Annotated in this window: 19 protein-coding genes; 9 read left to right on the forward strand and 10 right to left on the reverse strand. The window is 66.1% G+C overall.

Going from position 1 to position 16,688, the window contains the following annotated elements:
* The first annotated feature begins 118 nt into the window (after positions 1–118).
* Positions 119–499 (forward strand): flagellar biosynthesis repressor FlbT, encoded by a 381-nt coding sequence (flbT, locus tag ACTZWT_RS08605; protein WP_322518086.1) that lies wholly within the window; start codon positions 119–121, stop codon positions 497–499.
* 2 nt (positions 500–501) lie between these two features.
* Positions 502–870: a flagellar biosynthesis regulator FlaF gene (gene flaF, locus ACTZWT_RS08610; RefSeq protein WP_444769267.1), complete on the forward strand. Its 369-nt coding sequence runs from the start codon at positions 502–504 to the stop codon at positions 868–870.
* Between the two features lie 95 nt (positions 871–965).
* Here the strand turns inward: flaF and ACTZWT_RS08615 are convergent, their stop codons facing one another.
* From ACTZWT_RS08615 to ACTZWT_RS08630, 4 genes are all read right to left on the reverse strand, one after another.
* Positions 966–1,346, reverse strand: coding sequence for a hypothetical protein (locus ACTZWT_RS08615; RefSeq protein WP_444769268.1), 381 nt, complete (start codon positions 1,344–1,346; stop codon positions 966–968).
* Between the two features lie 179 nt (positions 1,347–1,525).
* Positions 1,526–2,014 (reverse strand): hypothetical protein, encoded by a 489-nt coding sequence (locus ACTZWT_RS08620; RefSeq protein ID WP_444769269.1) that lies wholly within the window; start codon positions 2,012–2,014, stop codon positions 1,526–1,528.
* Positions 2,015–2,031: 17 nt separating this feature from the next.
* Positions 2,032–2,370 (reverse strand): flagellar assembly peptidoglycan hydrolase FlgJ, encoded by a 339-nt coding sequence (gene flgJ / locus ACTZWT_RS08625; protein WP_444769270.1) that lies wholly within the window; start codon positions 2,368–2,370, stop codon positions 2,032–2,034.
* Positions 2,370–3,491, reverse strand: a complete 1,122-nt coding sequence (locus ACTZWT_RS08630) for a flagellar basal body P-ring protein FlgI (protein ID WP_444769271.1) — start codon at positions 3,489–3,491, stop codon at positions 2,370–2,372. The genes flgJ and ACTZWT_RS08630 overlap by 1 nt, the downstream gene beginning before the upstream one ends.
* A gap of 311 nt (positions 3,492–3,802) precedes the next feature.
* On the opposite strand from ACTZWT_RS08630, the gene ACTZWT_RS08635 reads away from it, so the two are divergent.
* Both ACTZWT_RS08635 and dksA read left to right on the forward strand, forming a co-directional pair.
* Complete coding sequence (locus ACTZWT_RS08635; protein ID WP_444769272.1) at positions 3,803–4,219, forward strand: flagellar assembly protein FliX; 417 nt, start codon at positions 3,803–3,805, stop codon at positions 4,217–4,219.
* Between the two features lie 206 nt (positions 4,220–4,425).
* Entirely contained in the window at positions 4,426–4,791 is a 366-nt protein-coding gene (dksA, locus tag ACTZWT_RS08640; RefSeq protein ID WP_198135187.1) for an RNA polymerase-binding protein DksA, read from the forward strand.
* 107 nt (positions 4,792–4,898) lie between these two features.
* Here dksA and ACTZWT_RS08645 read toward each other — a convergent pair whose 3' ends face one another.
* From ACTZWT_RS08645 to flgF, 5 genes are all read right to left on the reverse strand, one after another.
* Positions 4,899–5,165, reverse strand: a complete 267-nt coding sequence (locus ACTZWT_RS08645) for a DUF3551 domain-containing protein (protein ID WP_444769273.1) — start codon at positions 5,163–5,165, stop codon at positions 4,899–4,901.
* Between the two features lie 283 nt (positions 5,166–5,448).
* Entirely contained in the window at positions 5,449–6,207 is a 759-nt protein-coding gene (gene flgH, locus ACTZWT_RS08650) for a flagellar basal body L-ring protein FlgH (protein ID WP_444769274.1), read from the reverse strand.
* A 5-nt stretch (positions 6,208–6,212) separates the two neighbouring features.
* The gene (gene flgA, locus ACTZWT_RS08655) at positions 6,213–7,292 is read right to left on the reverse strand and encodes a flagellar basal body P-ring formation chaperone FlgA (protein WP_444769275.1); all 1,080 of its coding nucleotides are present in this window, start codon (positions 7,290–7,292) and stop codon (positions 6,213–6,215) included.
* A 12-nt stretch (positions 7,293–7,304) separates the two neighbouring features.
* A complete protein-coding gene (gene flgG, locus ACTZWT_RS08660; protein WP_444769276.1) occupies positions 7,305–8,093 on the reverse strand; it encodes a flagellar basal-body rod protein FlgG in 789 nt (262 codons plus the stop codon).
* An 11-nt stretch (positions 8,094–8,104) separates the two neighbouring features.
* Positions 8,105–8,866: a flagellar basal-body rod protein FlgF gene (gene flgF, locus ACTZWT_RS08665; RefSeq protein ID WP_444769277.1), complete on the reverse strand. Its 762-nt coding sequence runs from the start codon at positions 8,864–8,866 to the stop codon at positions 8,105–8,107.
* A 361-nt stretch (positions 8,867–9,227) separates the two neighbouring features.
* On the opposite strand from flgF, the gene fliL reads away from it, so the two are divergent.
* Genes fliL through ACTZWT_RS08685 form a run of 4 tightly spaced genes read left to right on the forward strand, consistent with a single transcriptional unit; the run spans position 9,228 to position 12,153 of the window.
* Positions 9,228–9,731 carry a flagellar basal body-associated protein FliL gene (fliL, locus tag ACTZWT_RS08670; protein ID WP_444769278.1) on the forward strand — a complete coding sequence of 168 codons (504 nt, stop codon included), beginning with the start codon at positions 9,228–9,230 and terminating at the stop codon, positions 9,729–9,731.
* A 6-nt stretch (positions 9,732–9,737) separates the two neighbouring features.
* The gene (fliM, locus tag ACTZWT_RS08675) at positions 9,738–10,943 is read left to right on the forward strand and encodes a flagellar motor switch protein FliM (RefSeq protein WP_444769279.1); all 1,206 of its coding nucleotides are present in this window, start codon (positions 9,738–9,740) and stop codon (positions 10,941–10,943) included.
* Complete coding sequence (locus ACTZWT_RS08680) at positions 10,940–11,374, forward strand: DUF6468 domain-containing protein (protein WP_444769280.1); 435 nt, start codon at positions 10,940–10,942, stop codon at positions 11,372–11,374. The genes fliM and ACTZWT_RS08680 overlap by 4 nt, the downstream gene beginning before the upstream one ends.
* Entirely contained in the window at positions 11,371–12,153 is a 783-nt protein-coding gene (locus tag ACTZWT_RS08685; RefSeq protein ID WP_444769281.1) for a MotE family protein, read from the forward strand. The genes ACTZWT_RS08680 and ACTZWT_RS08685 overlap by 4 nt, the downstream gene beginning before the upstream one ends.
* Positions 12,154–12,182: 29 nt before the next feature.
* On the opposite strand, the gene ACTZWT_RS08690 is transcribed toward ACTZWT_RS08685, so the two are convergent.
* Positions 12,183–12,512, reverse strand: a complete 330-nt coding sequence (locus ACTZWT_RS08690) for a GrlR family regulatory protein (RefSeq protein WP_444769282.1) — start codon at positions 12,510–12,512, stop codon at positions 12,183–12,185.
* Positions 12,513–12,862: 350 nt separating this feature from the next.
* On the opposite strand from ACTZWT_RS08690, the gene ACTZWT_RS08695 reads away from it, so the two are divergent.
* A complete protein-coding gene (locus ACTZWT_RS08695) occupies positions 12,863–16,609 on the forward strand; it encodes a tetratricopeptide repeat protein (RefSeq protein ID WP_444769283.1) in 3,747 nt (1,248 codons plus the stop codon).
* Positions 16,610–16,688 lie beyond the last annotated feature (79 nt).

The following is a 16,688-nucleotide window of genomic DNA, read 5'->3' on the forward strand; positions in this document are numbered from 1 at the left end:
GACTTATCCCCTGAAACACGGCATTGGATCGCGGTGCGAAGCCTGCGCATAACAAGCGCATGGGCTGGCGGAACGAGTCGTCCTTGGTCGCAAATGACCGCAATCAAAGGAAAACACGATGCCATTGCGAGTCGAATTGAAACCGTTCGAGCGAATCGTGATCGGGCAGAGCGTGATCACCAACTCGGATTCGCGCACTACGTTTCTGATCGACGGCGACGCGCCGATCCTGCGCGAGAAGGATATCCTCACCGCGGAGACCGCCAACACGCCGGTGAAGCGCGTCTATCTCTGCGTGCAGATGATGTATCTGCAGAACGACATTCCAGCCTATCAGGATCTCTATCTCGGCTTCATCAAGGAATTGCTCGAGGCCGTACCGAGTTTTCGGGAGACGATCGAGGCCACGAGTAATCTAATTTTAAGTGGCCAACTCTATAAGGCGTTGAGGGAAATCCGGCCGCTGATCAAGCGTGAAGAAGAACTCTTACAGAGGTAACGATGTCGAGTGCTGCTCAGGCTTACGCCCGCACCGCGCAAAGAACGGCTTCTCCGAGGGAGATCGAAGCGCAAGCATTGCTGAAGGCGGCCAGGCAGCTTCAGGACGTCGTCACAGCCTGGTCCGAGCGCGGCGCCATCGGCCTTAACGAAGCGCTGATGTTCAATCGCAAGCTGTGGTCGATCTTTGTCAGCGAAGCGATGCGCGACGACAATCCGCAGACTCTCGAGATCAGGCAGAACATCGCCAATATCGGCGTGTTCGTGCTGAGCCAGTCGACCGCATTGCAGATGTCGCCGCAGGTCGAGCCGCTCAACGCGCTGATCGAGATCAACCGCAACATCGCCGCCGGGCTCAGCGGTCGCGCCTGACGCGGACCGTGCTGATCACGACATCGCGGCGGACAAGCGTCATCGCCCGCGCCTGCATCGACAAGCCGGGACGGGGCAACAATATCTGTCTGCGCTCAGACGATGCGATTGGTCGGGATCGGGCCGGTGTGCTGGTGCAGCTTCGACTGATCCTGTTCGCGGAAGTAGGCGCGAGCCCGGAGCTGCCACGATTCCGGATATTGGTTGACCACTTCCGCCGTGCTCTCATCGACCAGTACGTAGACCATCGCGGCCGACGCCTGATCGAAGATCACCTGACGCGAGATGGTGTCGGCGCCGACCTTTGCGGCATTGCTGGCCACGGCATTGCTAGCGGCGCCATTCGCCATCGCGGCGACGCTCTGCGGCGCGGGCAGCTGCGTCGAGACCGCGGTCTGCACTGCCTCAGGCTCCGGCCTGACGACGGGCGGTATCACCAGTTGCCCGACGGGCTTGATGGTGAAGTCGAAACTCATGGCAGCCTCCTGGCTCCATCAAGGTCAATCCACCTCTCCCCACTAATTAGGGTGCACAGAACCCCTAAAGCTCCTCCTGCAAATTCTCCGACGATTTGTTTCAAATTGCCACACGCGCGAAAACCGCCGCCGGCGGGGGCGGCAGCGCGAAGCCGTGATCAGTCGGGCTTCCGGACGGACTACAGCGAGCGGCTGACGGCGATCGGCGTCAGGTTGCGCGGGCCGGGCGCGGCGCGCCTGCCGGCCGCGGTGTAGGTCTGCGGAATGTTACGGCGTTGGATCTCGGCGTTGACGCCGCGCACGATCCCTTCCGACACCGCATGCGCGGTGGCGAGCACGGTGAGGTTGACCTGCAGCATCGCGCGGAACACCTCGTGGTGGCGATGCAGCGCGCCGAGCAGGTCGGGCGTCGCTTTGGACATATAGGGCTGGCTCGCCTTCACCAGCGTGATCGCGGTGATGTAGTTTTTCGTCAATTCGTTCTTCTGGCCCTCGAGCCGCAGCGCATCGGGAATCTTGCCGGCGCGGACCAATTCGGTCTCGCGCTCGATCACCGCCAGCAGCGTGTTCATCACTTCCGTCAGCCCGTTGGCGAGCTTGCGCGCGTCGGCCGGCGAATCGATCGGCTGCACCGGGGCGGGGGCCTGCGGGCGTTGCATCTGCGTCATGGCATCGTCCTTTGCGATCAGGTCGCGCTGGCCTGCTGAAGAATGAGAGTCCTGAACACGTCATTGGCGATGCCGACGCCGCCGGACTTTGCGACGGTCTGCGAATATTGTTCGGTCAGCATCGAACGCCACACCCCGGTTCCGACGGTGTCGCCGAACGGGCCGTCGCCCTTCAGGCCGCTCGTCATCTGCGAGAACATCGAATTCAGGAACATCGCCTCGAACTGCTCGGCGGAGTCGCGCGCCTTGGCCTGCGCCTTCGGCGAGACCTTGGCCAGCGCAGCGTTCAGGTCGATGTCGGGCCGGCCGTCGTGCCTGAGGGCGGTCTTCGCGTAGGTGGTGGGGACGATCGACATCACATCACCTCGATATCGGCTTCGATGGCGCCGGCGGCCTTGATCGCCTGCAGGATGCCGATCAGGTCGCGCGGGCCGATGCCCAGGCCGTTGAGGCCATCGACCAACTGCTGCAGCGACACGCCGTCCTTGACCAGCGCCAGCTTCTTGCCGTCCTCGGTGACGCCGATCCGCGAATTCGGCGTGACCACGGTGCGGCCATTCGACAGCGGATTGGGCTGACTGACCTGCGGGCTTTCGGAAATCGACACGGTGAGATTGCCCTGCGCGACCGCGACGGTGGCGACTCGGACGTCGCGGCCCATCACGATGATGCCGCTGCGCTCGTCGATGATGATCTTGGCGGCCTGGTCCGGCTCGACCTGCAATTGCTCGATCTCGGTGACGAAGGCGACGGCATTGCCCTTGAATTCAGCCGGAATAGAAAGCTGGACGGTCGAAGGGTCGATCGGTTCGGCGCTCTTGGTGCCGAGGAAGTCGTTGACCGCCGCCGCGATCCGCTTGGCGGTGGTGAAATCCGCGTTGCGCAGCGCCAGCCGGACGCTCGGCAGGCGATTCAGCGCGAATTCGATCTCGCGCTCGACGATGGCGCCATTGGCGATGCGGCCGACGGTCGGCACGCCGCGGGTGATCTTGGCGGCTTCGCCCTCGGCCTGGAAGCCGCCGATCGCCAGCGATCCCTGCGCCACCGCGTAGACATTGCCGTCCGCGCCGAGCAGCGGCGTGACCAGCAGGGTTCCGCCCTGCAGATTCTTGGCGTCGCCGAGCGCGGAGACGGTGACGTCCATCCTTGTGCCCTGGGTGGCGAAGGCGGGCAGATTGCCGGTGACCATCACGGCGGCGACGTTACCGGTGCGGATGGTGGCGCCGCGGATGTTGACGCCCATCCGCTCCAGCATCGCCTGCAGCGACTGCTTGGTGAAGGGGATGTTGTTGAGGGTATCGCCGGTGCCGTTGAGGCCGACCACCAGGCCGTAGCCGATCAGCTGGTTCTGCCGCACGCCCTCGATATTCGCGAGGTCCTTGATCCGCGAGGTGGCGCTGGCGGCCACGCCCGACAGCAGCAGCGCAGACAGGGCGGCTGCGGCCAGCTTCAGGATCACGGCGGAAACGCTCGGCATTTTAGTCTCCTCGGCGGCTGACACGGCGGCACGCAGCGCAGTCACGCCAGCTTCCCTTGCGAGCGCCGTGCCAAGCCGTTGCTTCTGTGTAAGTTATTGAAAGTGTGATAAAGTCCGGCCGAAAGCGGCACTCCCGCGGCGATCTCCGTCGCGGCAAAACTGGCGCCGGCGGCAAAATTTGCCGATCGTTTACCGACTGTTAACCATAAACGGCGACGCTGGGTACCAAGGGCCTCAGCGCGGTTCCCGGCTCGGGTGTAAGCTGTTCCCGCGCGCGGCGCCCAGCCAGGACCTGTCCGGCGAGAGAGACCATGCGAATCTACGGCCCAAACGGCACCACCACGTCGACCCCCTCCGGCAACGCCCGGCGAACGGGCTCGAGCACGTTTTCGCTGCCGACCAGCTCCGCCCAGCCAGGGCAGGAGACGCGAACCGCCAGCGCGCCGCTGGCGCCGACCGGGCTCGACGCGCTGCTGGCGATGCAGGGGGTCGAGGACGCCACCGAGCGGCGCAAGCGCTCCGTAGCGCGCGGCCGTACCGCGCTCGACGTGCTCGACGACCTCAAGATCAGCCTGCTGGCCGGCTCGTTCGACACCGCCACGGTGACGCGGCTGCGCGCTGCGGCCGCGGAACTGAAGGCATCTTCGGGCGACCCCGGCCTCGATGCGGTATTGTCGGAGATCGAGCTTCGCGTCGAGGTCGAGCTGGCCAAGGCCGGACAATACTGACCGGCGCTGCGCCTGACCAAAGACGCGGCAGTTGGTGCCGCTCAAACGATGTGCAGCAGATGCGAGACCGGTGGCGGACGATATTGTCTGTCATCTGCGCGCGCTATATAAGCTGCCGCGCAGGCGGGGTTTTTGCCGCCCAACAAGATCATGGATTGCCCTTGGATAAGTTGAAAAGCTATCGACCCTCCGAGAAAGAGCCGTTCATGAATGAACGGCAGCGCGAGTATTTTCGTGCGAAGCTATTGGCCTGGAAGGACGAAATTTTGCGTGAAGCAAAGCTCACGCTCCAGACCCTCCAGGAAGAGAACGTCAATCATCCCGATCTGGCCGACCGCGCCTCGTCGGAAACCGACCGCGCCATCGAACTGCGTGCGCGCGATCGGCAGCGCAAGCTGATCTCCAAGATCGACGCTGCACTGCAGCGCATCGACGACAACACCTACGGTTACTGCGAAGAAACCGGCGAGCCGATTTCGCTGAAACGGCTCGAAGCCCGCCCGATCGCGACGCTGTCGGTCGAAGCGCAGGAGCGCCACGAGAAGCGCGAGAAGGTCTATCGCGACGAGTAGTTCGCGACGAGGCGCAGTCGGCGTTCGCGCGGCTGACCGATGAATTTCGGCGCCGCTCCTGACCGGGAGCGGCGCTATTTCTTTGTCGGCTTCTCAGGCGCGCCGGCTCAGTGGCGGCGATGCCGCACGCGCGGTTGCGGCTGGACGTCTTGCTGCTGCTGCGCCCGGAACGCGAAGACCGGGTTGATGTCGCAACCGGCCCGGGTCCCCGATGCGGTGGTCATGCATTGCTGGTAGCTGTCGAACTGGCAATTGCCGGGATAGCCCCACTCGCCGCCCTGCAGGCAATACGCATAGTCGCGGGCCGAGGCCGGCGCCGCGGCAAGCGTGACGATGGCGGCGGCCGCAAGCAGGACGGCGCTGGTTCGGATCATCTCGATTCTCCAATGGGCCGGCCCGACGGATGCGGGCGCAGGCGTGTCGCCGCGGAACTTAATGTCACCGGCGCGCGATACAACCGGCGCAAGGTGATGCGGCCCATGCGCCGCATCAAATGATCGCGCTGCGAGATCGAGCGGCAAGATGCGGCCGGCGCTGCGCGGGCCGCTCGTCGCCGAAAAGGCCGCGGCCTCCGTCCGGGGGAGAGCCGGAGGAGGCCGCGCTGGTACACCTGACCGCGCCTAGGTTCGCGGCCGGGTGTGGGAGCTCGAATGAAACTCAGAACGGCAGCAGCACGTCCATCACCTGCTGGCCGTAGCGCGGCTGCTGCACGTCGGTGATCTGGCCGCGGCCGCCATAGGCGATGCGGGCCTGCGCGATCTTGCTCGAGTCGATGGTGTTGTCGCTCTGAATGTCTTCCGGCCGGACGATGCCGGCGACGATCAGTTCGCGGACTTCGAAATTGACGCGGATTTCCTGTTTGCCCTCGACCACCAGATTGCCGTTCGGCAGCACCTGCGTCACCACCGCGGCGACGCTGGTCTGCAACGCTTCCTGGCGCTGCACCGAACCCTTGCCGTCGGCGGACGAGGTCGAGTCCGTGGTCAGGATCCGGCCCGGCAGCACCGAGGTCGCGGTGTTGGTGATGGTCTTGCTGCCGATGAAGTCGGTGACGCCGGAATCCTCCGAGCTGGAACGGCTGCGCTGGGTCTGGTTGGCGATGTTGGCCTTGTCGGTGAAGTTCACCGTCACCGTCATGATGTCGCCGACCTTGGCGGCGCGCTGATCGCGGAAGAACGCGCGCGAGCCGTTGCGCCACAGAGAGTTGGCGTTGTACGACGCGACTTCCGGCTTCGGCATCGGCATCTGCACCGGCTTGTAGCCGGGCTGCGTCGTCGGGTTCTCGATCGCGCTCAGCGCCGGCCGTTCGCCGATCGCGGCGAGGCGGTCGATCGAGGAGCAGCCGCCGGCGAGACCTCCCGTCGCAATCAGCGCGGCGATCAGAACGATGCGGTTGGTCGGTACTGGCTTGAACATGAAACTCACTCGGTCCTGGCGGCGGCGGGGGCAAGCGCGGCGGTGGGGACAGCGCCCGGCGCTGCGGCGGGATTGGCGCTGGCGAGGATGCGCGGCACGGCGACGGTCACCATCACCTGTCCGCGTCCGATCACGGTCGCGGCCACGGTGCGCTTCGATTGCAGATTGAGCACGTTGACGACGTCGCCCTCGGTGCCGGTTTCGAGCGCCTTGCCGCGCGACGTCAGGTAGATGCCGGCGGCCTGATAGATCAGCGTGACGCCCTGATCGCGCGTCACCAGATCGGGCTTGGCGAGGTCTGTTGCGCGCACCAGCTGGCCGCTGCGCAAGGTGCGCCGCGCCTGCATGCCGATCGCGGCGTCGCGCGCGATGGCGTCGGACTTGGCCTCGGCCTTGGGGCGGCGTTCGATGGCGACGTCGGAGGCTTTGATGACTTCGTTGCGCTCGATCGAGCGGGTCAGCACCGTGGCCGGAACGGTCTCGACCGCGGCGCCGGTCAGGCGCAGCCGCACCGGCGCGCTGTCGGAGCCCGCGATCTCGAAACTGATGTCGAACCGCCCGCTGCGCCGGTCGAACCGTTCGGAGACGAGTTGCAGCGCGCCGGTGTAGCTGGCCGGCAGCGTCTGGGATTCGATCTCGCGGTCCCAGCTCAGCGCCAGATCCTCGGCCTCGCCGAAGCCGTGGCGGCGCTGCAGCGTCTCGATCACCTGCTGCTCGATCTCCTTCGCCGGCAGAATGCGGGCGAGGCGGGTGACGGTGACTTCGCGAATGTCGCGGGTGTCGACGCCGATCACCTGATGCGCACGCAAGGCGGCGAGCACCGAGGCGGTCGGCAGCGCGCCGGTGGTGCCGAGGTCGGGCGCGCGATAGATCGCGATCTTCGCGGCGACGCCGGCATTGTCGATGACGTCGCCGATCCGCACCAGTTCGTCGGCGACCTCGACATGCGCGCGCAGCACCGGCGAGCGCAGCACCTCGTCGGTGCGTTGGTCGAGAGCCGGCACCGCGGCCGGCGGCATCTTCTCCGCTGCGGTCGCGGCGAGCGGCGCGGCGAGCAGCGCGGTGATCAGGAGCGAGCGGATCATTGGTCAGCTCCCTCAGCGGAACATGTTGGAGGTGGATTGCAGCATCTGGTCGGCGGCGCTGACGACCTTGGCGTTCATCTCGTAAGCGCGCTGTGCGGAGATCAGGTCGGAGATTTCCGTCACCACTTCGACGTTGGCCTGCTCCAGCGTCTTCTGCATCATGTCGCCGAGACCGTCGGCGGTGGCGATGCCGTCCTGCGGCGGGCCGGACGCCTGCGTCTCGATGAACAGATTGTCGCCCTGCGGCTGCAGCCCGGTCTTGTTGATGAAGCGCGTCAGGCCAATCTGGCCGAGCACGGTCGGGTTGGTCTGGCCGCTCAGCGTCACCGAAACCTGACCGTTGGTGGCAACCGTGATGCTGGTGGCGCCGTTCGGAATGGTGATGGTCGGCTGCAGCGGGTTGCCGTTCGCCGTGACGATGCGGCCGGTGTTGTCGGTGGTGAACGAGCCGTCGCGGGTGTAGCTGAAGGTGCCGTCCGGCATCTGGATCTTGAAGAAGCCCTCGCCGCGGACGGCGAGGTCGAGATCGTTGCCGGTGGTCGACAGCGTGCCCTGCGTCATCAGCCGCGGCGTGCCGACGGTCTTGACGCCGCCGCCGATGTCGACGCCGACGGGCAGGATCGTGCCCTGGTCCGACGCCTGCGCGCCGACCCGCCGGACGTGATCGTAGATCAGGTCCTGGAATTGTGCGGTCTGCTTCTTGAAGCCCGTCGTCCGCATGTTGGCGATGTTGTTGGAGATCACCTGGACGTTGAGTTCCTGGGCGGCCATGCCGGTCGCCGCGGTGTAGAGTGCGCGCATCGTCGATCTCCTTACGCCGGGACTTCGGCGAGCCGCTCGATGGCGGTCTTCTGCAGGTCGCCTTCCTGCTGCAGTAACGACGAGACTTTCTGGTAGGAGCGGGTGACGTCGATCATCCGCGTCATTTCGAGCACCGAATTCACGTTCGATTTCTCGACGTAGCCCTGGCGCACGACCGCCTTGGTGTCGGGCGCGCCGGGGTCGGAGGTCGCCGCAAACAGGTTGTCGCCCTGCTTCTCCAGGCTCTGTGGCCGGGCGAACGACACCAGCCGCAACTTGCCGCGCAGCGAGTCGATGGTGGCGGTGCCTTCCAGCACGCTGATGTTGCCGTCCTGTGCGACGTTGATCGCCTTGTCGGTGGGCTGGAACACGATCGGACCGGAGGTGCCGAGCACCGGATAGCCGGAGGCGTTGACGAGCTGGCCGCGCGGATTGATCGACAGCTTGCCGTCGCGGGTGAAGCGCTCGCCGGCCGGGGTCTGCACGACGAGGAACGCCGAGCCGTCGATCGCGACGTCGAGCGGGTTCTTGGTCTCGTCCAACGGGCCGGCGGAGAAATCGTGATACGCGGCGCGGTCCTGCACGAAGCTGACGCGGCGGTCCCGGCCCTGGAAATTGTCCTCATGCGCGCCGGTGTTCAGGAATTCCTGAAACACGGAACGCTCGGCCTTGAAGCCGTTGGTGTTCATGTTGGCCAGATTGTTCGCGACGACATCCATCTGCCGTTCGAGCACGACCTGCCGCGACAAGCCGACCAGAAGCGTATTCTGCATCGGTGGTTCTCCCTTCCAGGATCCGCCTCCGGTCCTCCCAGACCTTCCGCGGATCGCCTCGAACCGACGCTCTCCCAAGCAGCGGCTCGCGATCGTTCTTGCGAGCCCCGTGCCAAGTCGAAAAGATTATTCAGTTCAATGCGTTGCGGTTTTTCAGCGGTCGGGGAGGGCGGCAATTAGGGACTTGTTGACCATGTCACCCGGCAGAATTTTCCCAGTTGGCGGCGTCTGGAAAGGTTCCGTTAACCATTGCGCCATAGCGTCGTCACATCAGGGCCTTGGGCGCTGGCGGCCTTAATCTCGCGTTAACGGTTCGCCAGGGCGGCACAGCGGTTCTTCCTGCAACGCGGAATAGCGCTCGATGGCGGACCCAGACAAACCGGATGATGGCGCAGAGGCCGCCGAAGGCGCCGCGCCGAAGAGCAAGAAGAAGCTCATCATCATTGCCGCTGCGGCCGCGCTGGTGCTGATCGGCGGCGGTGGCGGCGCGTGGTTCTTCATGTCCAAGGGCCACGACGCCGGCAAGGAACACGCCGAAGCGGCCGAGAAGGTGAAGCCCCCGAACTTCATCGAGGTGCCCGAGATCATGGTCAATCTCGCCGGCTCGCCGGGCGAGCGGGTGCAGTATCTCAAGGCCAAGATCGTGCTCGAGGTGAAGGACGAAAAGCTGATCGAACAGATCAAGCCGACACTGCCGCGCATCACCGACCTGTTTCAGACGTATTTGCGCGAACTGCGCTCCGGCGACCTCAACGGCTCGGTCGGGATGTTCCGGATGAAGGAAGAACTGACCCGGCGCGTCAACGTGGCGATCGCGCCGGCGCAGGTGACCGCGGTGCTGTTCAAGGAAGTACTGGTGCAGTGAGCTGACATGGCGGGCCAGGAACAACTCGATCAGGACGCCATCGCCGCCCAATGGGAAGCGTCGATGGCCTCGGAGGACCCCGAGGCCGCAGCGAAGGCGGCTGAGGAGAACGAACTCACCGGGACGATGGCGGAGCAATGGGCCGCCATGGTCGAGGACGGCGGCCGCGATCTCGCCGGCACCGGCAAGAACAGCGGCGAGCGCGTGCTGTCGCAGGAGGAGATCGACAATCTCCTCGGCTTCAGCGTCGGCGAGGTGCATCTCGACGAGAACTCCGGCATCCGCGCGATCATCGACTCGGCGATGGTCTCCTACGAGCGTCTGCCGATGCTCGAAATCGTGTTCGACCGCCTGGTGCGGTTGATGACGACGAGCCTGCGCAATTTCACCTCCGACAACGTCGAGGTCTCGCTCGACCGCATCACTTCGGTGCGGTTCAGCGACTACATGAACTCGATCCCGCTGCCGGCTGTACTATGCGTGTTCAAGGCCGAGGAGTGGCAGAATTTCGGGCTCGCCACGGTCGATTCCAGCCTGATCTATTCGATGATCGACGTTCTGCTCGGCGGCCGTCGCGGTCAGGCCGCGATCCGGATCGAAGGCCGGCCCTACACCACGATCGAGACCAATCTGGTGAAGCGGCTGCTGGAGGTCGTGCTCGCCGATGCCGAGCAGGCGTTCCGGCCGCTGTCGCCGGTGGCGTTCACGATCGACCGACTCGAAACCAATCCGCGCTTCGCCGCGATCAGCCGTCCGGCCAACGCGGCGATCCTGGTCCGTCTGCACATCGACATGGAAGACCGCGGCGGCAACATCGAGCTGCTGCTGCCCTACGCCACGATCGAACCGATCCGCGGCGTGCTGATGCAGATGTTCATGGGCGAGAAATTCGGCCGTGATCAGGTCTGGGAAGGCCACCTCGCCACCGAGATCGGCCAGGCCGACATTTCCGTCGATGCCGTGTTGTACGAGGCGGAGGTGCCGCTGAAGCAGTTGATGGCGCTGCAGGTCGGCGACACCCTGCCGCTGGATCTGCGCGCCGACGCGCTGGTCGCGGTGCGCTGCGGCAGCGTCACGCTGACGGAGGGCCGGATGGGCCGGGTCGGCGATCGCGTCGCCATCCGCGTCACCAAACCATTGCGCAAGCCGGTCACCACCTACGCGATGTTCGAGCGGACCGATGAGCAGAGCAAAATGATGGAGGCACAATGAGCCATACTCTCGGACTGGTCATCGAAAGCCTGGTCGCTGTGCTGCTGATCCTGACGATCGGCTATTGCTGGCTGCTCAACAAGCGCCTGCTGCGGCTCAGGGCCGACGAGCAATCGTTGAAGGCGACGATCGGCGAACTGATCACCGTCACCGAAATCGCCGAACGCGCGATCGGCGGGCTCAAGCTCACGGTGCGCGAGGTCAACGACAATCTCGGCCGCGACATCGCCTCGGCCACCGCGCTGTCCGAACATCTCAAGAAACAGCTCGCCGAAGGCGACAATGTGCTGCGCCGGCTGTCCAAGATCGTCGCCGCGGCGCGGCCGTCGTCGGAGCAGAGCGATGAGCCGGTGATGTCGCCGGCGCGCGCCAATGCGGCGGCGGCGGAAGCCTTCGCCGAGCGACGACGACACAGCGGCCTGGCTGCATGAACGCGTTTCGGGACGTCCGCATCCTTCCGGTGGTGCTGGTCGCGATCCTCGGCCTCGCCGTGCTGAAGATCGCCGGTCTGCTGCTCGATGGCGGCTACGTGTTCGATTACGATCCGAACGCGACCAGGCCGTCATGGGCGCAGTCGAACTTCAACTTCCCGGGCGGCAACGTCAAACCAGCGGATCCCGAGCTCGCGTCCGATATCACCGGCTCGGTGCCGGCGCCGAAGAAAGAAGAGGCCAAGCCGGAGGTGGCCGCCCCGGAGGACATCAAGCTGGTCGATCCGCCGGCGGAACAGCAGCCGGGTATTTCGCCGTCCGAACGTGCGATCCTCGAGCGGCTGCAGGCGCGGCGGCAGGAGCTCGATGCGCGGGCGCGCGAAGTCGAAATCCGCGAGAGCCTGCTCAAGGCCGCTGAGAAGCGGATCGAGGCCCGTGTCGAGGAGATGAAGGCGACCGAGGGCCAGATCGACAAGGCGACCGAGCAGAAGTCCGAGGCCGACGCCGCGCGCTTCAAGGGCATCATCACGATGTACGAGGCGATGAAGCCGAAGGACGCCGCCAAGATCTTCGACCGGCTGGAAATGCCGGTGCTGATCGAAATCGCGTCGCAGATCGCGCCGCGCAAGATGTCCGACATTATGGGGCTGATGACGCCGGAGGCGGCCGAGAAGCTGACGGTCGAGCTGGCGCGCCGCGCCACCGGCAAGAGCGCGGCCACTGCGTCAGCGGCGGCCCTGCCGAAGATCGAAGGCCGGCCCGTTCCGGCCCGGCAGTAGTAGGTCGGCCCGTCCTTTCGACGCACCGATCAATCGCAGATTCGCGTCAACACGGCCTTGAAGCCCAGCGTCGGTGCCTCCGCAGCGACGCCTTCGACTTGCGCGAAATCGCCGATCGACGAGCCGTAGAAATCGAGATGGACCTCGTCGACGCCGAACACGGAGGGAAAGCTCGGATCGCTGGTGTGGCGGCGACTCATGACCTCGCCGCGGATGGAGCCGCCGTCCTGCTCGTAGGATCCGAAAAAGGCGAAAGCCGAACTACCTCCGCGCAGTTTGCCGCCCTCTGCAAACAACACGCCCACCGCCTTCCGGCGTGGTGTTTCGAACTCGACTTTATACAATCCCTTCAATAGCATGATGCAAGCGATCCCTGATGAAGCCGCTGGGACAACGTTTCGAGCAGCACTTAGATACCGCGTCACGATTGGGGCTGCGGCCGCGAACGCTCCTTACTACATAAAGCGTGTTTAGCCGACCGATTTAAATCACAGATTGCAGAATTGATGAGAGATACGGCCGTGCTTCTTTTTCCGGGCGAACCGCGGCCTGCCGCGTGACGGGATGGTTAAGCCAGCGTTAACGGCTTCCATGGTGGAGTGGCGTGCGAATGCCCGCGCCGCGTCGGCGCGCGGCGATACGTCGAGCAATGCGAGAAGGCGGGGTGCGGCCCGCCCGGCAGAACAGGGTCGTTGACCGGAAGATTCGAATGGCGCGGATGGCTGCCGCTGCAGTTTGGTCGCAGGCGCTCTGCTGGCGCCTCGCACGAGTCTGCCTGGCGTTAGGGCTCGTCCTCGGCGTGGCGCTGTCGCCGCGGCCGGCGTCCGCACAGGCGGTGCGCGGCGAAGTCAGTTTCGAGTCGGCCGGCGGCTACGGACGGCTGCTGTTCAAGCTCGCCGAGGATGTCGAATCCGACGTCGTGATGGCCGGCCTGATCGTGGTGATCCGGTTCAAGCGGCCGGTGGATATTCCGATCGACAAGCTCGCGGATTCCGCGCCGAACTATATCGGCTCGGCGCGGCTCGATCCCGACGGCTACGCGGTTCGGCTGGCGCTGCTGCGCAAGTTCGGCGTTAATCCGATGTCCGCGGGCGAGCGGCTGTACATCGATTTCCTGCCCGAAAATTGGGCCGGCGCACCGCCGGGTCTGCCACAGGACGTGGTGAAGGCGCTGGCCGAGCGCGCCCGCGCCGCCGAGCGCGCGCTGCGGGCGCAGCAGGCGAGGGCCGACGTCAAGAAGCGGCCGCCGATCCGCGTCCGCGCGTCGATGCAGCCGACCTTCGTGCGCTACGTGTTCGAGGTGCCGCCCGGGGTGCAGGTGTCGTCGACGCTGACCGACAAGAAGCTGACGGTGCTGTTCAATGCCGGGCTGAATTTCGATCTCGCCGATGCGCAACTCGCCGGCGCGCCGAATGTCGGGTCGATCGGCCAGAAGATCGATGGCGACGGCTCGAGCGTGGACTTCGCCCTGATCGGCGGCGCCGACGTGCGCTCGTTTCGCGAGGACAAGAACTTCATCGTCGACGTCAGTTTTCAGCCGCAGGACGCCGAGCCGTCGAAGACGAATTCGTCGGCGCTGACGTTGCCCGAAATCGCCAGGCTCGAACGCGAAGGCGCGGCCGCGGCGTCGCGCGGCCCGGAGACCGCCAAACCCGAAGCCAGATCCGAAGCCAAGCCGGACGCGATGCCTGCCCCGAAGCCGGTGGTGGACGCAGCGCCGTCGCCGCCGGTCGCGCCGCCGAAAGCCGTGGTGATATCGCCGACGCCCGCCGGCCCGTCGGCGCGGAACGACGAAGCGCCAGCGCCGCCTACTGCACCGGCTGTCGCTGCGCCTGCCGTCGCAGCTCCGGCGACTGCCGCGCCCGCTGCGGCCGCGTCTGGCGTGGTGAGCGAGACGCCCGCTGCGGCCGCGACGACCGTCCGAGCCAGCGTCGCGCCGGCGGTTGCCGAGGCTCCGAAGCCGCCCTCGCTGCCTGCGCCCGAGACGCCTGCGGTTGCCATCAATCCTGCCGCAGCCAATGCAGCCCGTCCGGTCGAGGCGCGCCGCAGCACCGACGGGCTGCATCTCGGATTCGCTTTCGCGGCGCCGACGCCCGCGGCGCTGTTCCGGCGCGGCGATATGATGTGGCTGGTGCTCGACAACACCACCTCGTTCGATCTCGCCGCGATCCGCCGCGAAGGCGGCGGCATCGTCGGCGACGTCAGCCGCGTGGCGCTGCCGAACGGGCAGGCGATCCGGCTGCGTCTCGATCGTCCGCAACTCGCGACGCTGAGCGACGACGACGGATCCGGCAAGAACTGGTCGATCACGCTCGCCGATTCCGGCCGCGGCGCGGCGCGGCCGCTGACCGCGGTGCGCAACATCGCCGATCCCGCGCGCGCCAATGTGTCGGTAGCGCTCGCCGGCCTCGGCCAGATCCATCGCCTGACCGATCCGGAAGCCGGCGACGCGCTCACCGTGATCACCGCGCTGCCGCCGCCACGCGGCTTCATCAAGCGGCAGAATTTCGTCGAGTTCAGTCTGCTGGAGACGCTGCACGGCGTGGTGATCGAACTGAAGTCCGACGATGTCACCGTCGAGACCGCCGCGGATGCGGTGGTGCTGTCGCGGCCCGGCGGGCTGACGCTGTCGTCGGCCGAGCCGGCAGGGCAGGCGGGCTCGTCGGCCGAGCGGCCGTTCTTCGACGTCACGCAATGGGCGAAGGATCAGGAGGGGCGTTTCGCCGATGCGCTCGACGCACGGATCCGAACCGCGTCGGCCGCCACCGGCGACGACCGCCTGCCGGCGCGGCTCGATCTGGCGCGATTCTACATGGCGCGCGGCCTGTATCACGAAGCCAAGGGCGCGCTCGATCTGGCGCTGCTCGGCGTCAAGGCCGGGCAGGAGGACGCCGCGACGATGATCGGCCACGCCGCGGCCAGTGCACTGATGGCGCGGCCGGAGCAGACGCTGAAGGACGTCGCCAATCCGGCGATCGCATCGACCTACGACGCGCAATTGTGGAAGGGCGTCGCACTGGCGCGGCAGGGCAAATGGCCCGAGGCGCGCGAGAAGCTCAAATCGGTGCAGTTCGCCATCACCGCGCTGCCGCTCGACATCCAGCGTGAGGTGCTCGCCACCGCGATGCGTGCCTCGCTGGAAGTACGCGACTATGCCGGCGCCGCCAAGATCAGCAGCGATTTCGATCTGGTCGGGATTCCGCCGGAGATGAAGCCGCAGCTCGCGGTGATGCGCGGCTGGCTCGACGAGGCGCTCGGCCGCGATCAGGAATCGCTGAAGAGATACAAGGAAGCGATGGCGTCGACCGACCGCCAGGCTGCCAGCGAAGCCAAATTCCGCGACGTCGTGCTGCGCAGCAAGCGCGGCGAGATGACGCCGGAGGAAGTACTGCCGGAGCTCGAGCGGTTGTCGATGACCTGGCGCGGCGACGATCTCGAGGTCCGCACCCAGCAATTGCTGTCGAAGATGTACGCCAATGCCGGGCGCTATCGCGACTCGCTGGCGGCGGCGCGAACCGCGACGCAGCTCGCGCCGAATTCCGAACATTCCCGCCAGGCGCAGGACGACAGCCGCGCGCTTTTCTCCCAGCTCTTCAACGGCAACAAGGGCGACGACATTCCGCCGATCGAGGCGCTGGCGACGTTCTACGAATTTCGCGAGCTGACGCCGATCGGCCGCCGCGGCGACGAGATGATCCGCCGGCTCGCCGACCGCCTGGTCGCGGTCGATCTGCTGGATCAAGCCAGCGAGCTGTTGCAGTACCAGGTCGACAAGCGGCTGGAGGGCGCAGCGCGCGCCCAGGTCGCGGCACGGCTGGCGATGGTCTATCTGATGAACCGCAAGCCGGACCGCGCGATCGCCGCACTGCATTCGTCGCGGATCGCCGACCTCGCCGGCGAACTACGTCAGCAGCGGCTGCTGCTCGAAGCGCGCGCGCAGAGCGACATCGGCCGCCACGATCTCGCGCTCGATATCATCACCCATGTCGGCGGCCGCGAGGCGATCCGGCTGCGCTCCGACATCTACTGGGCGTCGCGGCGCTGGCGCGAATCCTCCGAGCAGATCGAACTGTATCTCGGCGACCGCTGGCGCGATTTCACGCCGCTGTCACAGGCCGAAAAGAGCGACGTGATCCGCGCCGTGGTCGGCTACGCGCTGGCCGAGGATGCGCTCGGCCTCGGCCGCTTCCGCGAAAAATTCGCGCCGCTGATGAACGACCCGGCCGACCGCGCCGCCTTCGACATAGCCAGCAGGCCGGCCGCCGGCGACACGGCGGCGTTCGCTGCGATCGCCAAGATGGCGGCGAGCGTCGACACGCTCGAAGGCTTCCTGCGCGAAATGAAGCAGCGCTTCCCCGACGCCAGCGCCCGCGCCACGCCGCCGGGCGCCGACATGACCTCGACCGGCTCGCTGCCGGAGATCCCGCCGATCCGCGTCATCAAGATGACGCGGTAGCAACTCGCTCCATTCGACAATCCTCTCGTTCGTCATTCCGGGGCGCGCGCAGCGCGAACCCGGAATCCATAACCCCCGC

It is taken from the genome of Rhodopseudomonas sp. NSM, assembly GCF_052445935.1.
Taxonomy (GTDB): Bacteria; Pseudomonadota; Alphaproteobacteria; order Rhizobiales; family Xanthobacteraceae; genus Rhodopseudomonas.

Coding starts and splice junctions, on each gene's coding strand:
- flgG (WP_444769276.1), bottom strand. CDS start 8,093: ATGCGCGCACTCTACACCGCGGCGACCGGCATGGCCGCCCAGGAACTC.
- ACTZWT_RS08635 (WP_444769272.1), top strand. CDS start 3,803: ATGCGAATCTACGGCCCAAACGGCACCACCACGTCGACCCCCTCCGGC.
- flgF (WP_444769277.1), bottom strand. CDS start 8,866: ATGCAGAATACGCTTCTGGTCGGCTTGTCGCGGCAGGTCGTGCTCGAA.
- flaF (WP_444769267.1), top strand. CDS start 502: ATGTCGAGTGCTGCTCAGGCTTACGCCCGCACCGCGCAAAGAACGGCT.
- ACTZWT_RS08695 (WP_444769283.1), top strand. CDS start 12,863: ATGGCGCGGATGGCTGCCGCTGCAGTTTGGTCGCAGGCGCTCTGCTGG.
- flgJ (WP_444769270.1), bottom strand. CDS start 2,370: ATGTCGATCGTCCCCACCACCTACGCGAAGACCGCCCTCAGGCACGAC.
- ACTZWT_RS08645 (WP_444769273.1), bottom strand. CDS start 5,165: ATGATCCGAACCAGCGCCGTCCTGCTTGCGGCCGCCGCCATCGTCACG.
- ACTZWT_RS08680 (WP_444769280.1), top strand. CDS start 10,940: ATGAGCCATACTCTCGGACTGGTCATCGAAAGCCTGGTCGCTGTGCTG.
- flbT (WP_322518086.1), top strand. CDS start 119: ATGCCATTGCGAGTCGAATTGAAACCGTTCGAGCGAATCGTGATCGGG.
- ACTZWT_RS08620 (WP_444769269.1), bottom strand. CDS start 2,014: ATGACGCAGATGCAACGCCCGCAGGCCCCCGCCCCGGTGCAGCCGATC.
- dksA (WP_198135187.1), top strand. CDS start 4,426: ATGAATGAACGGCAGCGCGAGTATTTTCGTGCGAAGCTATTGGCCTGG.
- ACTZWT_RS08630 (WP_444769271.1), bottom strand. CDS start 3,491: ATGCCGAGCGTTTCCGCCGTGATCCTGAAGCTGGCCGCAGCCGCCCTG.
- flgH (WP_444769274.1), bottom strand. CDS start 6,207: ATGTTCAAGCCAGTACCGACCAACCGCATCGTTCTGATCGCCGCGCTG.
- ACTZWT_RS08615 (WP_444769268.1), bottom strand. CDS start 1,346: ATGAGTTTCGACTTCACCATCAAGCCCGTCGGGCAACTGGTGATACCG.
- ACTZWT_RS08690 (WP_444769282.1), bottom strand. CDS start 12,512: ATGCTATTGAAGGGATTGTATAAAGTCGAGTTCGAAACACCACGCCGG.
- ACTZWT_RS08685 (WP_444769281.1), top strand. CDS start 11,371: ATGAACGCGTTTCGGGACGTCCGCATCCTTCCGGTGGTGCTGGTCGCG.
- fliM (WP_444769279.1), top strand. CDS start 9,738: ATGGCGGGCCAGGAACAACTCGATCAGGACGCCATCGCCGCCCAATGG.
- flgA (WP_444769275.1), bottom strand. CDS start 7,292: ATGATCCGCTCGCTCCTGATCACCGCGCTGCTCGCCGCGCCGCTCGCC.
- fliL (WP_444769278.1), top strand. CDS start 9,228: ATGGCGGACCCAGACAAACCGGATGATGGCGCAGAGGCCGCCGAAGGC.